Annotated in this window: 17 protein-coding genes and 1 riboswitch; of the genes, 10 read left to right on the top strand and 7 right to left on the bottom strand. The window is 63.2% G+C overall.

Features of this window, described 5'->3' with window-relative positions; translation table 11 throughout:
- Positions 1–101 precede the first annotated feature (101 nt).
- Entirely contained in the window at positions 102–2,114 is a 2,013-nt protein-coding gene (locus EN845_RS24880; protein WP_127872607.1) for an acetyl/propionyl/methylcrotonyl-CoA carboxylase subunit alpha, read from the bottom strand.
- Between the two features lie 243 nt (positions 2,115–2,357).
- On the opposite strand from EN845_RS24880, the gene EN845_RS24875 reads away from it, so the two are divergent.
- The 7 genes from EN845_RS24875 (at position 2,358) to EN845_RS24845 (ending at position 7,570) form a co-directional block, all read left to right on the top strand.
- Positions 2,358–3,485, top strand: a complete 1,128-nt coding sequence (locus EN845_RS24875) for an S-(hydroxymethyl)glutathione dehydrogenase/class III alcohol dehydrogenase (RefSeq protein WP_127872608.1) — start codon at positions 2,358–2,360, stop codon at positions 3,483–3,485.
- Between the two features lie 65 nt (positions 3,486–3,550).
- The gene (gfa, locus tag EN845_RS24870; RefSeq protein ID WP_127872609.1) at positions 3,551–4,120 is read left to right on the top strand and encodes an S-(hydroxymethyl)glutathione synthase; all 570 of its coding nucleotides are present in this window, start codon (positions 3,551–3,553) and stop codon (positions 4,118–4,120) included.
- A gap of 65 nt (positions 4,121–4,185) precedes the next feature.
- Positions 4,186–4,653, top strand: coding sequence for a YaiI/YqxD family protein (locus EN845_RS24865; protein ID WP_127872610.1), 468 nt, complete (start codon positions 4,186–4,188; stop codon positions 4,651–4,653).
- Between the two features lie 30 nt (positions 4,654–4,683).
- Entirely contained in the window at positions 4,684–5,361 is a 678-nt protein-coding gene (locus EN845_RS24860) for a DUF1345 domain-containing protein (RefSeq protein ID WP_127872611.1), read from the top strand.
- Positions 5,362–5,458: 97 nt separating this feature from the next.
- Positions 5,459–6,340: a cytochrome b/b6 domain-containing protein gene (locus tag EN845_RS24855; RefSeq protein ID WP_127872612.1), complete on the top strand. Its 882-nt coding sequence runs from the start codon at positions 5,459–5,461 to the stop codon at positions 6,338–6,340.
- A gap of 1 nt (position 6,341) precedes the next feature.
- A complete protein-coding gene (locus EN845_RS24850; RefSeq protein WP_127872613.1) occupies positions 6,342–7,133 on the top strand; it encodes a molybdopterin-binding protein in 792 nt (263 codons plus the stop codon).
- Positions 7,133–7,570: a GNAT family N-acetyltransferase gene (locus EN845_RS24845; RefSeq protein ID WP_127277659.1), complete on the top strand. Its 438-nt coding sequence runs from the start codon at positions 7,133–7,135 to the stop codon at positions 7,568–7,570. Before EN845_RS24850 ends, EN845_RS24845 begins: the two co-directional genes overlap by 1 nt.
- Here EN845_RS24845 and EN845_RS24840 read toward each other — a convergent pair.
- A complete protein-coding gene (locus tag EN845_RS24840; protein ID WP_127277660.1) occupies positions 7,567–8,568 on the bottom strand; it encodes a hypothetical protein in 1,002 nt (333 codons plus the stop codon). The two genes, EN845_RS24845 and EN845_RS24840, sit on opposite strands and share 4 nt — an antisense overlap.
- A gap of 249 nt (positions 8,569–8,817) precedes the next feature.
- Positions 8,818–8,904, top strand: a riboswitch (glycine riboswitch).
- 149 nt (positions 8,905–9,053) lie between these two features.
- Here EN845_RS24840 and gcvT point away from each other — a divergent pair.
- From gcvT to gcvP, 3 genes are read left to right on the top strand one after another with little or no spacing between them, the layout of a single operon-like run.
- A complete protein-coding gene (gene gcvT, locus EN845_RS24835; RefSeq protein ID WP_127277661.1) occupies positions 9,054–10,151 on the top strand; it encodes a glycine cleavage system aminomethyltransferase GcvT in 1,098 nt (365 codons plus the stop codon).
- 5 nt (positions 10,152–10,156) lie between these two features.
- Positions 10,157–10,525 carry a glycine cleavage system protein GcvH gene (gene gcvH, locus EN845_RS24830; RefSeq protein ID WP_127277662.1) on the top strand — a complete coding sequence of 123 codons (369 nt, stop codon included), beginning with the start codon at positions 10,157–10,159 and terminating at the stop codon, positions 10,523–10,525.
- A gap of 18 nt (positions 10,526–10,543) precedes the next feature.
- Positions 10,544–13,354 (top strand): aminomethyl-transferring glycine dehydrogenase, encoded by a 2,811-nt coding sequence (gene gcvP, locus EN845_RS24825; protein WP_127872614.1) that lies wholly within the window; start codon positions 10,544–10,546, stop codon positions 13,352–13,354.
- On the opposite strand, the gene EN845_RS24820 is transcribed toward gcvP, so the two are convergent.
- The 5 genes from EN845_RS24820 to EN845_RS24800 all read right to left on the bottom strand — a co-directional run bounded on the left by EN845_RS24820 (position 13,355) and on the right by EN845_RS24800 (position 18,172).
- Positions 13,355–14,530 (bottom strand): GGDEF domain-containing protein, encoded by a 1,176-nt coding sequence (locus EN845_RS24820; protein WP_127872615.1) that lies wholly within the window; start codon positions 14,528–14,530, stop codon positions 13,355–13,357.
- Positions 14,531–14,703: 173 nt separating this feature from the next.
- Entirely contained in the window at positions 14,704–15,177 is a 474-nt protein-coding gene (locus EN845_RS24815; protein ID WP_127279842.1) for a hypothetical protein, read from the bottom strand.
- A gap of 154 nt (positions 15,178–15,331) precedes the next feature.
- Complete coding sequence (locus tag EN845_RS24810; RefSeq protein ID WP_245511796.1) at positions 15,332–16,117, bottom strand: hypothetical protein; 786 nt, start codon at positions 16,115–16,117, stop codon at positions 15,332–15,334.
- A 125-nt stretch (positions 16,118–16,242) separates the two neighbouring features.
- Positions 16,243–17,205, bottom strand: a complete 963-nt coding sequence (locus EN845_RS24805) for a type II secretion system F family protein (RefSeq protein ID WP_127279841.1) — start codon at positions 17,203–17,205, stop codon at positions 16,243–16,245.
- A 1-nt stretch (position 17,206) separates the two neighbouring features.
- Positions 17,207–18,172 carry a type II secretion system F family protein gene (locus EN845_RS24800; RefSeq protein ID WP_127872617.1) on the bottom strand — a complete coding sequence of 322 codons (966 nt, stop codon included), beginning with the start codon at positions 18,170–18,172 and terminating at the stop codon, positions 17,207–17,209.
- Positions 18,173–18,175: the final 3 nt, after the last annotated feature.

The following is an 18,175-nucleotide window of genomic DNA, read 5'->3' as shown; positions in this document are numbered from 1 at the left end:
TCGCGCTGCCGAAGGTCTTTGAGTCGATGAGAATGTATTGTCCGGGACCGGGCGATACCAGTCCAGCACAAACGACTACTGACCACAGGCTTCCAGCCCGCTCACGCGAATTCCATGATTACCGCGTCGACAGCCAGGCTGTCGCCCGGCTTGGCGTTGAGTTTCGAGACGACAAGATCGCGCTCGGCGCGCAGCACGTTTTCCATCTTCATGGCCTCCACCACGGCCAAGGTTTCGCCGGCCTTGACCTCCTGGCCCTCGGCAACGGCGATCGACACGACAAGCCCGGGCATCGGGCAGAGCAGCAGTTTCGACGTGTCCGGCGCCACCTTTTCCGGCATCAGCCGTTCAAGCTCGGCGGTGCGCGGCAGCATGGCACGCGCCGTCACCGACATGCCTTTCCAGGCGATGCGCAGGCCATTGGCGACAGGCCGGATCTGGGCGGCGACCCTGTGCTTGCCGACCGTGCCGCGCCAGATCAGGTCGCCGGGCCGCCAGTCAGATGCAACGGTCAGCGCCTTGCCGCCGTCGATCGACAGGTCGATCTCCATCGGGATGGAAATCATGCCTTCGAGGATCGACGCCGAGAGATAGTCCTCGCCGATCTTGACCACCCAATCACGCTTGAGCGCTCCCGAATGCGGCGCCAGCCGCCCGCCCAGCCGGTCGAGACGGTCGCGGCGCAGCAGTTCCACCGCGGTGGCGATCGACGCCAGCACGGCCTTTTCCTCGCTGTTCGGCACGATGGGGGCAAAACCGTCGGGATATTCCTCCGCGATGAAGCCCGTCGATATCGCCCCTTCCCGCCAGCGCGGATGCTGCATCAGCGCCGCCAGGAACGGGATGTTGTGCTCGATGCCGTCGACCACAAACCTGTCGAGCGCTTCCGACATGGCGTCTATTGCCTCGAGCCGAGTCGGCGCCCAGGTGCACAGCTTGGCGAGCATCGGATCGTAGAACATCGAAATCTCAGAGCCTTCCGTGACGCCTGTGTCGTTGCGGATGACGATGTCGCCGAATTGCCCCTCCTCCGGCGGCCGGTAGCGCGTCAGCCGGCCGATCGAAGGCAGGAAATTACGATAGGGATCCTCGGCGTAGAGCCGGCTTTCCACCGCCCAGCCGTCCAGCTTGATGTCGCCCTGCTTCAAGGTCAGCTTTTCGCCAGCGGCGACGCGGATCATCTGCTCGACCAGATCGATGCCGGTGACGAGTTCCGTCACGGGGTGCTCGACCTGCAATCGTGTATTCATTTCAAGGAAATAGAAGTTCTTGTCCTTGTCGACGATGAACTCGACGGTGCCGGCGCTCTGGTAGTCGACGGCCCTGGCCAGCGCCACCGACTGTTCGCCCATGGCCTTCCTGGTCTTGGCATCGAGGAAGGGCGATGGCGCCTCCTCGGCGACCTTCTGGTTGCGGCGCTGGATCGAGCATTCGCGCTCGCCGAGATAGAGCGCGTTGCCATGCGCGTCGGCCAGGACCTGGATCTCGATATGGCGGGGATCGACGACGAATTTCTCGATGAACACCCGGTCGTCGCCAAACGAAGTCTTGGCTTCAGAGCGTGCCCGATCGAACCCGTCGCGCACTTCAGTCTGGTCCCAGGCGATGCGCATGCCCTTGCCGCCGCCGCCGGCCGAGGCTTTGATCATGACGGGATAGCCGATCTCGCCGGCGATCTTTTCGGCATGGTCGGCATTTTCGATGACACCGAGCCAGCCGGGCACGGTGGAAACCTTGGCGGCGTTGGCGAATTTCTTCGATTCGATCTTGTCGCCCATCGCCTTGATGGCTTTGGGTTTCGGGCCGATGAATATGATGCCTTCCGCTTCAAGTGCTTCGCAGAACACGGCTCGCTCGGACAGGAAGCCATAGCCCGGATGCACCGCCTGAGCGCCGGTCGCCTTGCAGGCGGCGATGATCTTTTCCGGCACGAGATAGCTCTGCGCCGCCGGCGATGGCCCGATATGCACCGCCTCGTCGGCCATCTCGACATGCACGGCATCGCGATCGGCATCGGAATAGACGGCGACCGTGGCAATGCCCATCTTGCGCGCCGTCCTGATGACGCGGCAGGCGATCTCGCCACGGTTGGCGATCAGGATCTTGGTGAACATGCGGGCAGAATTCCCCTCCGGCGAACGGTTCAGTTCTATGGACTATGTCGCCATGTCTCAAGTACCGCGATGGACGACATGAAAGCCGCGCCAGCGACGCGCCATTGCGCTCTCTGCCGAACCGGTTGTCGAATGGTGTGCTATCTGCGTCAACAAAGCCGACATTTCGTCTCATCTGACAGTTGATGAGCAGCCCAAAACCTGAAAACTTGGACACAAAAATCGCCTTGGAGGAATTGCCCGATGAAAACCCGCGCCGCAGTCGCTGTCGCCGCCGGAAAGCCGCTGGAGATCATGGAGGTCGACCTCGAGGGACCGCGCGATGGCGAGGTGCTGGTCGAGATCAAGGCGACCGGCATCTGCCACACCGACGAATTCACGCTGTCTGGCGCCGATCCCGAAGGCATTTTCCCGGCCATTCTCGGCCATGAAGGCGCCGGCGTGGTGGTCGATGTCGGCAAGGGCGTTACCTCTGTCAAGAAGGGCGACCATGTCATCCCGCTCTACACGCCCGAATGCCGGCAGTGCCCGTCCTGCCTGTCGCGCAAGACAAACCTTTGCACCGCCATCCGCGCCACCCAGGGGCAAGGCCTGATGCCCGACGGCTCGTCGCGCTTCTCGATCGGCAAGGACAAGATCTTTCACTATATGGGCTGCTCGACCTTCTCCAACTTCACCGTGCTGCCCGAGATCGCGGTCGCCAAGGTCAACCCCGACGCTCCCTTCGACAAGATCTGCTACATCGGCTGTGGCGTGACCACAGGCATCGGTGCGGTCATCAACACCGCCAAGGTCGAACAAGGGGCCACATCAGTGGTCTTCGGCCTCGGCGGCATCGGCCTCAACGTCATCCAGGGCCTGAAACTTGCCGGCGCCGACATGATCATCGGTGTCGATTTGAACAACGACAAGAAGGCCTGGGGCGAGCGCTTCGGCATGACGCATTTCGTCAATCCGAAGGAGATCGAGGGCGACATCGTTCCCCACCTCGTCAACATGACCAAGCGCGGCGCCGACCAGATCGGTGGCGCCGACTACACCTTCGACTGCACCGGCAACACCAAGGTGATGCGCCAGGCGCTGGAGGCTTCGCATCGCGGCTGGGGCAAGTCCGTCGTCATCGGCGTCGCCGGCGCTGGCCAGGAGATTTCGACAAGACCGTTCCAGCTGGTCACCGGCCGCAGCTGGATGGGCACCGCCTTCGGCGGCGCGCGTGGCCGCACCGACGTGCCCAAGATCGTCGACTGGTACATGGACGGCAAGATCCAGATCGACCCGATGATCACCCATACGCTGAAGCTAGAGGACATCAACAGGGGATTCGACCTGATGCATGAGGGCAAGTCGATCCGGAGTGTCGTGGTTTACTGAAGACGGCCACATGCCGCCTGCCAATCGGCCAGCGACCTCTGTGGTGAAACATGGGAGGAAATGGAATGGCGGAGAAACTGCATCCGAAAATCGACAATGGGCTGCCAAGGGAAAGCGCGAGCTTTGCCGGCGGCACGCTGGTCTGCGCCTGCACCAGCAAGCCGGTCAAGGTGAAGGTCAAGGGCCAGATCGCCCACAACCATGCTTGCGGCTGCACCAAATGCTGGAAGCCTGACGGCGCGGTGTTCTCGGTGGTGGCGGTTGCCGGCACCGGCGACGTCACCGTCACCGAGAACGGCGACAAGCTCAAAGTGGTCGACCCCTCTGCGCTGATCCAGCGCCATGCCTGCACCGGCTGCGGCGTCCACATGCACGGGCCGGTCGAGCGCGACCATCCATTCAAGGGCCTGTCCTTCATCCATCCCGAGCGCTTCGAGGAGGATGGCTGGTCGCCACCGGGCTTCACCGCCTTCGTCTCGTCGATCATCGAATCCGGAGTTGATCCCAAGCGTATGGACGGCATCCGGGCCCGGCTGAAGACAATCGGGCTGGAGCCTTATGACTGCCTCAATCCGGGCCTGATGGATTACATCGCCACTTGGACGGCCAAGAAGTCCGGCGCGCTGCCCGCCTGACAACTGTGACATTTCAGGTATGGGGCCGGTTGCGTTTCCGGCCCCTGCTTGTTTCTGGAGAGACGATGCCCGCACCCGCCATCTACGTCGACGCCGACGCCTGCCCGGTCAAGGCCGAGGTCGAAAAGGTCGCCGAACGCCATGGCGTCGTGGTCACTTACGTCTCCAATGGCGGCCTGCGGCCGTCGCGCGACCCGATGATCCGCAATGTCGTCGTCTCCAAGGGCGCCGATGCCGCTGACGACTGGATCGTCGACAACGCGAAATCAAACGACATCGTGGTAACAGCGGATATTCCGCTTGCCGCCCGCACGGTGGAGCTCGGCGCGCATGTGTTGGGACCGACCGGGCGGCCCTTCACACCGGAAACGATCGGCATGGCGGTAGCGATGCGGGACCTCAAGCAGCATCTGCGCGAAACCGGCGAAAGCAAGGGCTACAATGCCGCCTTCGCGCCGCAGGACCGCTCGCGGTTCCTCGGCGAACTCGACCGTATCTTGCGGCGCGCGCTGAAATCCGCCACACCGGACTAGCAACAAAGCGCCATCCAGGTGGAGACCGCCATGGCCGCCGAAACCCCGATCGAGAAACCCATGCAGCGCCACATGCTGTTTGCGGTATCGGCGTGTCTCGGTGCGTTTGCGCTGCTTGTGGCGTTGCTGCTGCACGCCCCGCTCGCCTATTCGATCGGCGCCAACGCATTTTTTGCCGCTTACGTCATTCTTGTCGTTAGCCAGATGCCCAAACTCACCGGCAAGTATCTCAGCAAGAATGCACGCGCCACCGATCAGCCGGTGCTGGTCATCTTCGCGGTGACGCTCGTTGTCGTCGGCTTTGCCGTTGTCTCCTTGTTCCTGCTGATCAATCGGAAAGATGGGGATCACCCGATCCAACTCGGCTTCGCGCTGCTGTCGATCCCGCTCGGCTGGTTCACCATCCATGCCATGGCGGCGCTCCACTATGCCCATGTCTACTGGATGGACGGCGATGCGGTCGACGCCGAGACCAACAAGAAAATCCCGGTCGGCGGTCTGCTGTTCCCGGGCGACAAACGCCCCGAGGGCTGGGATTTCCTCTATTTCTCGACCGTCATCGGCATGACGGCACAGACCGCCGACACAAACATTTCCACGACGCACATGCGTTGTGTCGTGCTTGTCCACTCGGTCCTGTCGTTCTTCTTCAACACCGTCATCGTGGCCGCGGCCGTCAATCTCGCCGTCAGCCTGGGCGGTCCGTAATAAATCCGTGATCGGATGAAACATCGGTTTGGATCGCGACGTATCAGGAGGACAATGAACACGTAGGCCAAGCCGCAAGGCCGGGAGACCAGACAAGATGGAATCGGTTGCCAGAAGCCAATCCGAAATTGGACCGGGTGTCCCCGCTTCAAAAGAGAAAACATTGATCTACCGGCAGTCGCGATGGACGCGGCTGACACACTGGCTCTGGGCCATCTCATTGTTTTTCATGCTGCTATCCGGCCTGCAGATTTTCAATGCCCGGCCGCAGCTCTACATCGGCAAGCAATCCGGCTTCGGCTACAGCAACACCATTTTCGCCATAGGCGCCGAAAACACCAATGCCGGTCCGCGCGGTTACACCGAAATCTTCGGGCACCGCTTCGACACGACAGGCGTCCTCGGTTGGTCGGGTCCTGCCGGTAACGAGACGGCGCGCGGTTTCCCATCCTGGGCGACGATCCCCTCCTACTATGACCTCGGCACCGCCCGTGTGATCCATTTCTTCTTTGCCTGGATCCTGACTGCGACTTTGCTGGTCTGGCTGGTCGCCGGCCTGATCAACGGCCACATCCGCCGCGATCTGGCGCCGCGCCTGGATGACCTCAAACGCTTGCCACAGGACATCGCCAATCACGCCAGGCTCAAATTCCACCACACGCGCGAATACAACACATTGCAGAAAATGGCCTATGGCGGCGTGCTGTTCGTGCTCTTGCCTCTGATGATTATCACGGGCCTCGCCATGTCGCCGAGCATGGATTCGGTGCTGCCCTTCCTCAACGATCTGCTCGGCGGGCGGCAGACGGCACGCACTATTCATTTCACCGTCATGGCTCTGCTGGTTGCCTTCTTCATCATTCACATCCTGATGATTCTGGCCGCCGGCCCGATCAATGAGCTGCGTTCGATCATCACCGGCTGGTACCGCACCGATCCTCCCGCGCATGACGACAACACATCCGAGAGGAGTGCCTGACATGGCAAAATTCGAGATCAGCCGCCGGAAATTCCTCACCGCCGCCAGCCTTGGCGCTTCCGGCATCATGCTGTCGGGTTGCGACGCCTTCGACAGCCAGCTCAGCATCGGCAGCGGCCTGCGCGGTTTCCTCGAAAACGCCAATGGCCTGACCCACAGGGCACAACGGTTGCTGGGCGGTGGCAGTTCGCTGGCGCCGGAATTCACTGAAGCCGATATTCGTCAGCCAATGCGGCCGAACGGCGTCACCGCGCCGGATGACGACGCATACAAGGCCCTGCTCGCCAACAACTTCGCCGATTGGCGCCTAGAGGTTTCAGGCCTCGTCGAAAAGCCGCTGTCGCTCACCCGCGAGCAGCTCATGAACATGCCGAGCCGCACCCAGATCACGCGCCATGACTGCGTCGAGGGCTGGAGCTGCATCGCCAAATGGACCGGCACGCCGCTGTCGCTGCTGCTCGACCAGGCGGTGGTCAAGCCGCAGGCGCGCTATGTCATGTTCCACTGCCTCGACACGATCGACCGCAGCCTGTCGGGCGACATCAAATATTACGGGACGATCGACCTGATCGATGCCCGCCATCCCCAGACCATCCTTGCCTATGGCCTGAACGGCAAGCCGCTGCCGGTAGAGAACGGCGCGCCGCTGCGCGTCCGTGTCGAGCGCCAGCTCGGCTACAAGATGCCGAAATATCTCTACAAGATCGAACTGGTCGACGGCTTCGCCAATATTGGCGGCGGCCGCGGCGGCTATTGGGAGGACAACGGCTACGACTGGTACGGCGGGATTTGATGGCCGCCCGCATAGAGGCCGAGCACGATCTGTCGCCCATCGAGTTGAGTTCGCTCGAGGAGCGTCTCCATCGCGACAACCGGCGTATGACGGACCGCGACGACGACCGGGAACTGGCCTTTGTCATCCGTGATGATGCGGGACACGCGATCGGAGTAGCCGCCGGCTATTCCTGGGCGGGCACGTGCGAGCTCACATTGATGTGGATTGACGAGGCTTACCGAGGCCGCGGCTACGCAAGGCAATTGCTCGACGCTTTTGTCGCCGAGGCCGCCGATCGCGGCGTCAAGACGATCTGGGTCTCCAGCCACGACTTCCAGGCACCAGGCCTGTATGAAAAGGCCGGCTTCGAGCGCATGGCCGAACTGGCGGAATGGCCCGAAGGCCATTCCAACATCATCCTGTGTAAAACGGTCGCGGCGGCCGGCGCTGCTTAGGCCACCTTGTCGAGCAACGGCTTCAGTGCCGGATGGATTTCCGGCGAGGCATGCTTGATCAAGGTCAGCAGTGCACGCTCATTCTCGTACAGAGGCCGGTTCACCCCGATATGTCCGACCAGCCAGCCGGCTTCACCGGCATCGATCGTCTCGGCACGGCGGGCCAGCGCCTCGGCGGCCCTGTTCTTCGCCTCCCATTCGGTCTCTATGTCATCCGGCGACCGATAGGCCTCGATGATGCCGGCGAGGCCACCGGAGACCATGCGGCTGAAGAAACCGCCGAATTCCGGGCCCGCGTGATCGAGGAAGGTTTCGTGGCGCAGCGCCACCTCGCGGGTGGGCGCTTCGTAACCGGCCGAGCACATGACGAAATTGGCGATAGCCTTGACGAACAGATCGTTCCAGGACGGATCGTTGTTGGCCTGGGCTGTCCGCTCGTTGATCCTGAAAAGCACCTCGGCCTCGGCCCGGGTGATGGCGATGTTGCCGTCGCCGCCATGGGCATGGAGGATACGGCGCAGAAGCTCGACTTCCGCTTTGGCGATCAATCCAGGCACCAGCGCACCGCCCAGCATCAGCGGTCCCTTGCCGTCGACGACGGCATTGGCGACCTGCTCCAGCGCGTAGACACAAAGCCGGCCCGGCGAGGATTTCGCCTCTTCCAGGACGTGAACGAGCAATTGGAGTTCGGTCCGGCTGTCGACCATGCCGTCGCGCGAAATCGTGCGGACCAGCCAATCGGCATTTTCCTGCGAAATATAGCCAGAGGGCTTTTCCTGGTGGACGATGTAGTCGGTGACCGCCTCGACGAAGAACGGTGCCCATTCCGCGCATTTGTCTCGCGCCGTCTGGTCGAGCGCGAACAAGGCCTCGGCTTCGCCGCGGCTCACCACGCCGTCGGCGAACACGTCGCGGCGCAGCATCACGACATCCTCCGCAGCAATCCGGTTCTTCGACGTCAGCCCCGCCACCGGAGCGCTCATGATCAATTCGCCCATCTGTCGTCCCCGTCCGCCCAACGCGTCACATCTGCCTGCTATATCAGGAGTGTCTTGAAAAACCGCCAAATGGCGTGGTTAGCGAAGACTTGTGAGATCAATGTCGACCAAAAGTGTGCAGCGGTTTTGGGAGAACGACATGCATCAACAAAGATCTAAAGCGCGGGACGCGCTTAGATGTCGCTGGGAGGTGACAAGGTGTCGCCGACGGGCTATGGATGGCGCGTCGAGGGCTCAGGGTTTGAGTCCTACCTGTTTGCGGGAGAGAGCAGCGAGAGCTGCCGCCGAAGGGGAAATCGCCCGAAATCTCTCAGGCAAAAGAACCGTAGACGGGAAAGACACTCTGGAAAGTCGGGGCTTGCCCCCGCGCCGAAGGTGTAAGCGCCGCTGACAGAGTTCCGGCTGCGCGAGTCTCTCAGGCTTCAGACAGAGGGGCACGGACTGGTCGCCATCAGCGACCGATTGCGTGCGACTCTGGAGACGACATGACGGGCGACGACAAACACCTTCCCCTCGAAGACATCCATACAGCCGCCGGTGCGCGCTTCGGCGCCTTTGCCGGCTGGTCGATGCCGTTGACCTATCCGGCCGGCGTCATGAAGGAGCATCTTCACACCCGCGAACATGTGGGGCTGTTCGACATCTCGCATATGAAGCTGTTCGAGGTCGGCGGGCCGGAAGCGGCTGCGCTGTTGAGCCGCGCTTGCCCGCTGGACGCCGGCACGCTCGAGATTTCGCAGTCCAAACTGACGTTCTTCCTGAATGAGGCAGGCGGCATTCTCGACGATCTGATCGTCACCCGACTTGGCGACGACCGCTTCATGGTCGTCGCCAATGCCGGCAACGCCATCGCCGATGAAAAGCATCTGCGCGCGCTGGCGGCTGATTTCGATGTGCAGGTCGAGCCGCTCGACCGTGTGTTCCTGGCCATCCAGGGCCCTGAAGCCTGGGCCGCCCTTTCCCGCGCAGGCATCGAGACCGGCTCGCTGCTGTTCATGCACGGCGTCGAGCCACGGAAAAACTGGTTCATGAGCCGGTCGGGCTATACCGGCGAGGACGGTTTCGAGATCGGCCTGCCGGAGGCGGACGCACGGGACCTGGTCGCCAAACTGCTCGAGGACGAGCGCGTGCTCTGGATCGGCCTTGCCGCGCGCGACAGCCTTCGGCTCGAAGCCGGCCTCTGCCTGCACGGCCAGGACATCACACCGGAGACCGACCCGGCCGCGGCGGCGCTGATGTGGGCAATCCCAAGGGATACCAGGGCTTCCGGCGCCTTTATCGGTGCCGACGCCTTGCGCGCCGCCGTGGAGCGGGGCCCGGCGCAAAAGCGCGTTGGGTTGAAGCCCGAAGGCCGCCAGCCGGTACGCGCGGGCGCGGCGCTATTCGACGCCGACGGCAACCCGGTCGGCCATGTCACCTCGGGCGGCTTCGGCCCGTCCGCCGGCCATCCCGTGGCCATGGGCTATGTCACCACATCGTTGGCAAAGACGGGAACGCGAGTTTTCGCCGATGTGCGCGGCACGAAGATCCCAGTCGAAATCAGTTCCCTGCCCTTCACCCCTCATCGCTACCGCAAAGGATGAATTCCATGGCAACAACCTATTTCACATCAGACCACGAATGGCTCCGCGTCGAAGGCGGCACCGCTACCGTCGGCATCACCGATTATGCGCAGGAGCAGCTCGGCGACCTCGTCTTCGTGGAACTGCCGGAAACGGGAAAGAAGCTCGCCAAGGGCGATACCGCCGTCGTGGTCGAATCCGTCAAGGCGGCCTCCGACGTCTACGCGCCGGTCGACGGTGAAGTCACCGAGGCCAACGGCACGCTGTCTTCCGACCCATCACTGGTCAATTCGGCGGCGACCGGCGCCGGCTGGCTATGGAAGATGAAGCTCGCCGACGAAAGCCAGCTCGCCAGCCTCATGGATGAGGCCGCCTACAAAGCCCATATCGCCTGACATCAGGAACTTGTTGACATGACCGCTGCCCCCTACCCGTTCTCGGCCCGCCACATCGGACCCAGCCTTGCCGACGTTCGAGCCATGCTCACCGTCATCGGTGTTCCCTCGGTGGAGACGCTGATCAGTCAGGCCGTGCCGAGATCGATCCGCCTCGACCAGCCGCTCGACCTGCCAGCGCCAGCCAGCGAAGCCGAAGCGCTTGCCGAATTGTCCGCGACCATGGCGAAGAACAAAGTGCTGAAGAGCTTCATCGGCGCCGGTTACCACGGTGTCCACGTGCCGCCGGTCATCCAGCGCAATCTGTTCGAGAATCCGGCCTGGTACACTGCCTACACGCCTTACCAGGCCGAGATCAGCCAGGGCCGGCTGGAAATGCTGTTCAACTTCCAGACGCTGGTCACGGAACTGACCGGCCTGCCGGTGGCGTCGGCTTCGTTGCTCGACGAGGCAACAGCAGTCGCCGAAGCGGTCGGCATTGCCCTGCGCCACCATCGCGACAGGCGCACCAAGGTGGCGCTCGCCGGCACGCCGCATCCGCAGACACTGGACGTGGTGCGCACCCGCGCCGAGCCGCTCGGCATCGAGATTGACGGCGAGGAGATCGACGACAACACCGCCGCCCTGCTCGTCTCATGGCCTGACACCTTCGGCGTCTATGGCGACCACAAGGCGGCGATCTCCAAGGCTCGCGCTGCCGGCGCGCTGGTCGTTTTCGTCGCCGATCCGCTTGGCCTGACGCTGACCGACGCGCCGGCAAAGCTCGGCGCCGACATTGCGGTCGGCCCGATGCAGCGCTTTGGCGTGCCGATGGGTTTTGGCGGCCCGCACGCCGCCTATTGCGCCGTCTCCGACAAGCTGACGCGCCTGATGCCCGGTCGCCTGGTCGGCCAGTCGACCGATAGCAAGGGCCGGCCGGGCTACCGCCTCGCCTTGCAGACGCGCGAACAGCATATCCGCCGCGACAAGGCGACCTCCAACATCTGCACCGCGCAGGCGCTGCTTGCCAATATGGCGACCGCCTACGCCATCTGGCATGGTCCGGTCGGCTTGCAGGCAATCGCCGGGCGCATCCACGCGCTGGCCAACCGCCTGGCAAGCGGCCTCGAGGCTGCGGGTGTATCGGTGCTCGGTTCCAGCCGTTTCGACACGGTGACGGTGGAGACCAAAGGCAAGGCCGCCCAGATCGCCGCCGCCGCCGAAAAGACCCACCGGCTGCTGCGTGTGCTCGACGCCGACCATGTCGGCATCAGTTTCGACGAAACCTCGACCAATGCCGATCTCGAGGCGATCGCAGCCCTGTTCGACGCCAAGGCTGCTTCTTCGGCCGACAGCACGGTGCCCGGCAAGCCGCGCGGCAAGGAGTTTTTGACCCAGCCGGTCTTCCACGAGAACAAGTCGGAAACCGAGATGATGCGCTTCCTGCGCCGGCTGGCCGACAAGGACCTGGCGCTCGACCGCGCCATGATCCCGCTGGGCTCCTGCACCATGAAGCTCAATGCCGCGGCGGAGATGATGCCGGTGAGCTGGCCGGAAATCGCCAACCTGCATCCCTTTGCGCCGGCAGCGCATTCGGCCGGCTACCGCGCCATGATCGGCGAGTTGGAAGGCTGGCTGGCGGAGATCACCGGCTTCGACGCCGTGACCTTGCAGCCCAATGCCGGCAGCCAGGGCGAATATGCCGGGCTGCTGGCCATCCGCGCCTATCACCGCTCGCGCGGTGAGGGCCATCGCACCGTCTGTCTGATCCCCTCTTCCGCGCATGGCACCAATCCGGCGAGTGCCGCGATGGCTGGCATGAGCGTCGTCGTCGTTCGCTGCCTGGAAGACGGCAACATCGACATGGACGATATGCGCGCCAAGGCCAATGAGCATTCCAGGAATCTCGCGGCGCTGATGTTCACCTACCCCTCCACGCATGGCGTCTACGAAGAAGGCGCGCGCCATCTCTGCGCGCTCATCCATGAGCATGGCGGCCAGGTCTATTTCGACGGCGCCAACCTCAACGCGCTGGTCGGACTTGCCCGTCCCGGCGACATCGGCGCCGACGTCTGCCACATGAACCTGCACAAGACCTTCTGCATCCCGCATGGCGGCGGCGGACCGGGCGTCGGTCCGATCGGCGTCAGGGCGCATCTGAAGCCCTATCTGCCCGGCCATGTCAGCGAAGGCTCGGCGCATGCCGTGGCGGCCGCCCCGTTCGGCAGCGCTTCCATCCTGCCGATCACCTGGATGTACATCCGCATGATGGGCGCTTCCGGCCTCAAGCAGGCGACCGAGACGGCGATCGTCTCGGCCAACTACGTGGCGACGCGGCTCGCCCCGCACTTCCCGCTGCTTTACAAGGGCAGGAGCGATCGTGTCGCCCATGAGTGCATCCTCGACACCCGCGTGCTCAAGGAGAGCGCCGGCATCGGTGTCGAGGACATCGCCAAGCGCCTGATCGACTATGGTTTCCACGCGCCGACCATGTCGTTCCCGGTCGCCGGCACGCTGATGGTCGAGCCGACCGAGTCCGAGCCCAAGCGCGAACTCGACCGTTTCTGCGAGGCCATGATCGCCATAGCCGGCGAAGCGGCGAAAGTGGCCAAAGGCGAATGGCCCTTGGCCGACAATCCGCTGGTCAACGCACCGCATACGTCAGCCGAGGCGCTGGCCGGTCAATGGACCCACCCTTACTCGCGCCTGGAAGCGGCCTATCCCGCCGGCGACGCCGACACCGCCGCAAAGTACTGGCCGCCGGTATCGCGCATCGACAATGTCGCCGGCGACCGCAACCTGGTCTGCTCCTGCCCGCCGCTGTCGGATTATCTGGGTGCTGCGGAATAGCTACGCGGAGCGCAAGGCCGGCTTGATCGGTTCGGCCTTGCCCATCCTATTGTGGCTGATGACGCAGTTTCGGCCGGCGCGCTTGGCCGCGTAGAGCGTGGAGTCGGCCCTGGCCAGCACCTCGTCGAGGGTGCTGCCGTCGGCCTCGCCGAACCCGATCCCGCCGCTGACCGTGCTGCGCAAGGGGCCGAGCGGCGTGGGCACGACTTCCGTGCCGAAAGCGACACCGATCTTGCTGGCAAGATCATAGGCCCGCTCTTCCGTCATCCGCGACATGATGATCGCGAACTCCTCGCCGCCCAGGCGAAAGGCGTCGGCCCCGGTCCTGGCATATTTCCGGATGACGGCACCGAAACGGCACAGGACCTGATCCCCGACCGGGTGTCCATAGATGTCGTTCGTCCGTTTGAAGTGATCGAGATCGAACATGACGATCGCCATGAACGGGCCGAAGGTGCGCTCGCCATAAAGCGACGTCAGGCCCCGGCGGTTCATCAGCCCGGTCAGCGGATCGGTCATGGTCTCGGCCTTCAGCTCGATCTGCGCCTGCAAATGGTGGAGCGAAAGCGTCAAAGCGCCGAGGCCGGTCATACAGGCCACCGCCACGACAGAGTTGAGGCGTTCAGCCCAATTGTCGGGCGCGACACCGAGCGTCCACTGCCCTTTGGCCATCAGAACCACGCCGCAAAGGGCAAACGACAGCGCACAGGTGCCGCTCAGGAACGAAACCACCAGCAGGATGCGGCGATCGTGACTGCCATTGATCCAGAACATGGCCCCGATCGTCGAGAGCAGCACGGTAACCGTCGCGTAGGTGATCACGAAACCGATACCGTCAAGGCTCATGAAGGTCACGGCCGCACAGACGGCCATGGCGGCAAATGTCGGAGCAATCACACGCCTGTGGTCCGGCACACCGAGATATTGCATGGCCGAAATGCAGATGATCAGAAAACCCAGGCTGAGCAGCGCCAGCGCGATCTGGCAAAGCAGCGGATCGGGCTCCCTGGTATAGCGCCAAAACAGGATTACATGCGCGACGAGCACGAGAATGCCGCATGCCACCGTCAGCACGAATCCGGCCCGCGGCGCGGTGGCCCAGATCGCGAACATGGTCACACTGAGACAGATGCCCGACAGCGCGGCTGCGAGCAGGAGCGAACTGAAATCCAGCATATCGGGCGGGGGCCTCTCGAGCGTCGGCGGTTGCGCCGCATTCTAGGTCAGCGGCAGCCCTCGGACATGGTTTTCAGGCAATCTCTCGACCCAACCTGCGGATAGGGTTTACAAAGCGTCGATGCCACCTGTGCCGAAACCGCACCCCTGGCCGGCGCGCGGATCAACCGGCATCAGCCCTTGTTGAGCAAGGCGAGGTTGGCATCGACAACGGTGGGATCGGCCATGCCGGCCTTCGCCTCCAGCAGCAGTGCCCTGGCCTTCGTCTTGTTGCCGCGCAACAATTGCGAATAGCCCATATTGTTGACGATCCGCGGTTTGCGGCCGGCGACTTTCAAAAGCTGGCCATAAGCGCGGTCGGCGAAGTCGAAGCGGCCGAGTTCGTCATAGGAAGCCGCAAGCCCCATCCAGGCCTCCGCATTGTCGGCCTTCAATTCGACGGCCTTGCGGAAATGCTGTTCGGCAAGACCATAATTGGCGTCGCGAAACTGCGCCTTGCCTTCCGCCAGGTCGGATGTGTCGACATCCTTGGCAGTCGGCTGGATGGCGGTTGTCTTGGTCGTGTCGACGTTGGTGTTCGTCGTGCACCCGGTGATCATCAGGACGGTTGCCATCGTGGCCACCGCCGCAAATTTTATCTGACGCATGCCCTGCCCCGTCGCCCGATTTGCCGGGTCGTTCTTCAGGGAAAGACACTACAGCACAGCGATTAAGCTTCGGTGCCGAAATGCGGCTAACTTTTAGTGTCCCGAATACCGGCCATTAACCACGGGTCGCGACGCCCTCGATACCGCAGGGTTCTTACGGCTCCATGGCCCTGAGCTCGCCCGGAACCGGATAACGGCTGCCGTCATAGCGCAGCCGGTAGGTTCGGTTCACAGGTTTGCCGGGATGAGACTGGCACTCGCCATCCGTGTCGGGGGACGGCTCGTCGGTATCCGTCCGTTCGACCGCGGTGATGTCACGATAGCCGTGATGTCTCGCCGCGCCCATCGTCAGGCTGACCCGACTGGAATGAAAGGATCCCGCGCAATTGGTATCGCCTTCGCCACCATTACCGGCAACGACAAGGCCATCGAGCACCATGCGCAGTGCATCGCCGGCGACGGCATAGAGCCGCAGGTCGGTTTCGCTAAAGGGATTGGCCTGCGAATGATTGGCCATCTCGATACGCAGGCCAAAGGCGGTGACACCGGGCGCCAACCCATAGCGGCCGGTATCGAATTCGATCTTGCGGATAGCGATGGCATCGTCGGTTATCAGCCCGGGCTGGAGCAAGCGCTGGCGCACTTGCTTGCTGTTCCTGTCGACGACCAGAAGCTCGATATCGCCAACATGCCCGTCGTCCCTGGATTGGGCGCTGTCGGTCAGCGGCACCGCGACCAGCAGCAGATCGTCATGGGCGGGCCAGATCTTGCAGATCAGGCGGAATGGCGAATCGCTGTCCTGAGGCGCCAAGGCGATGCTGGTGTGGGGCTCGAGCGTGAATGAGGCGCCATCGGCGCTCTTGAGAGCCTTCGGATAGGCCTGCTGCACCAACGCGGCGGCATCGCCGCAATCGCCAGCCGCGGCCTGGGCGGGTGACAAGCCCGCCGCGGCGAGGCCCAGCAACAGGGGGGGGCAACAGTATTCGCATGGACTTCTCGCTGATTACGGACGTTACAGGTCCAGATTGCGTGCATGTCGCGCGAATCGGTCGCGACCGGCGCGCTTTAGTGACCCGTCATTTTGACGATGATGGGAATGACGGCGATCATCAGCACCACCGGCAGGATGCAGACCACGACCGGCACGGACATCTTTGCCGGCAAGGCGTGCGCCTTCTCCTCGGCCAGCGACATGCGCTTGTGGCGCATTTCATCTGAAAACACCCTGAGCGCGCCCGACAGGCTGGTGCCGAGTTCCTTCGACTGCTGCAGGAGCGTGGCGAAGGAGCGCACCTCGTCCAGGCTGAGGCGATCGGCGAGCGCCTTCAGCGCGTCGTCGAGGCTGCGTCCCGCCCGAAGCTCCAGCGACACGAGCTGCAAATTCTGGCTGAGCGACGGATAGGTCTTGGCGAGTTCTTTCGAAACGCGCTCGACGCCCGCTTCCATACTCATGCCGGCATCGGAGCAGACGATCATCAGGTCCATGAAATCGGGGAAGCCGTTGCGGTATTCGCGCATCTTTTCCCGAACCTTCTGGGTCAGCACCAGACCCGGCAAGAAATAGCCGGCAGCGCCCGACAGGATGATGAAGGTCCACCGGCTGGTCATGGTAGCGTCCGGGCTGGCCATCCACCGGTTGAGCACGAAGACGGCGAACGTCGTGCCGATCATTGCCGTGAACCGGATGAGGAAGAACATGCCAACGGCGCGCGGCTCCATGTAACCGGCCTGGATGAGCTTCAAACGCAGGCGGGCGACATTTTCCGGGTCGCTCTTGGCGTAGAATTCCTGCGCCCTCTTCACCGCCTTCTCGCGCACGACGCCGCTATTCTTCTTCTGCACCGGTTCGGGCTTGGCCGCCACCGGACCGTGGTCGACCTTGAGCCGGCGCTTGACTTCATTGCGGTCACCCTTCGCCGCCACCATCGGCCAGGCGACCGCGGCGACTCCGACGAGCAGCAAGAGGACCGCAACCGGCATCAGCGAGGCCGGCGCGAGCGAGGCGAGGAATTCGATGACGCTCTGCATGTCAGAACCTGAAGTTCGACATCTTGAACATGATCAGATTGCCCAGCATCAGCCAGGTAACCGAGCCGCCGATCATGTACCACGTCTTCGGCACGCCCCAGACGTCGCTGTAATATCCCGGCATCATGGCCATGATGGCGGTGAACAGCAGCGCCGGCACGGCAGTCAAAATGTAGGCCGACAGGCGGCCTTCGGTCGAAATCGCGCGCACCTTGCGGCGCAGCTTGCCGCGTTCGCGGATCGTCGTCGACAACCCATCGAGGATTTCGCGCAGATTGCCGCCCGAACTGGTCTGGATCGACACGGCGGTGACGAACAACGGCAGGTCCTCGTGGCCTACCCGGTCGAAAAGCGAGTTCAGCGCCGAGACCAGGTCGGAACCATAGGTGACTTCGTCGGCAATGACGCCGAATTCCGTACCGATCGGATCGGGCATCTCGCGCGACACCATGGCAATCGCCACCGGAACCGGATGACCGGCCTTGAGGCCCCGCGTGATCAGTTCCAGCGCCTCCGGCAACTGCATGCCGAAACGTTTCAGCCGGCGCTTGCGCATGGAGCGCATCGCCATGACCGGCAGCAGCGGCACCAGCATGACGAACAGAATGAGCCCCATCAACAACGGCAAGCCGCGCGAGATGGCGAACAGCGTCATGGCCATCGCCACGCCGCAGGTGATCGTCAGGAATTTCGACAGCGGCATCACCATGCCCGACTGCGTGCGCAAGGCACGGAACCGGTCCGGCGAGAACAGCGACGTTCCCGCGTCGAGACCGCGCTCCTTGCGCAGTTGGATCAGCACCTGCTCCTGGCTGATCTTGTTTTCCTGAAGTTTCATGCGCCGGTTGATGGCGGTGCGCTTGTCGCTGCGGCCGGCATAGAGCAGGTAGACCGCCTCGGCGACCATGATGCCGGTCAGTGCGGCCCCGGCATAGACGACATAGATCGCGCTGAAGCCGTCGAACACCCC

Origin of the sequence: Mesorhizobium sp. M8A.F.Ca.ET.202.01.1.1 (genome assembly GCF_004791595.1) — a bacterium.
Taxonomy (GTDB): Bacteria; Pseudomonadota; Alphaproteobacteria; order Rhizobiales; family Rhizobiaceae; genus Mesorhizobium.
Note: the sequence above shows the minus strand (reverse complement) of the source record. Positions and strands in the feature narration are given on the sequence as shown.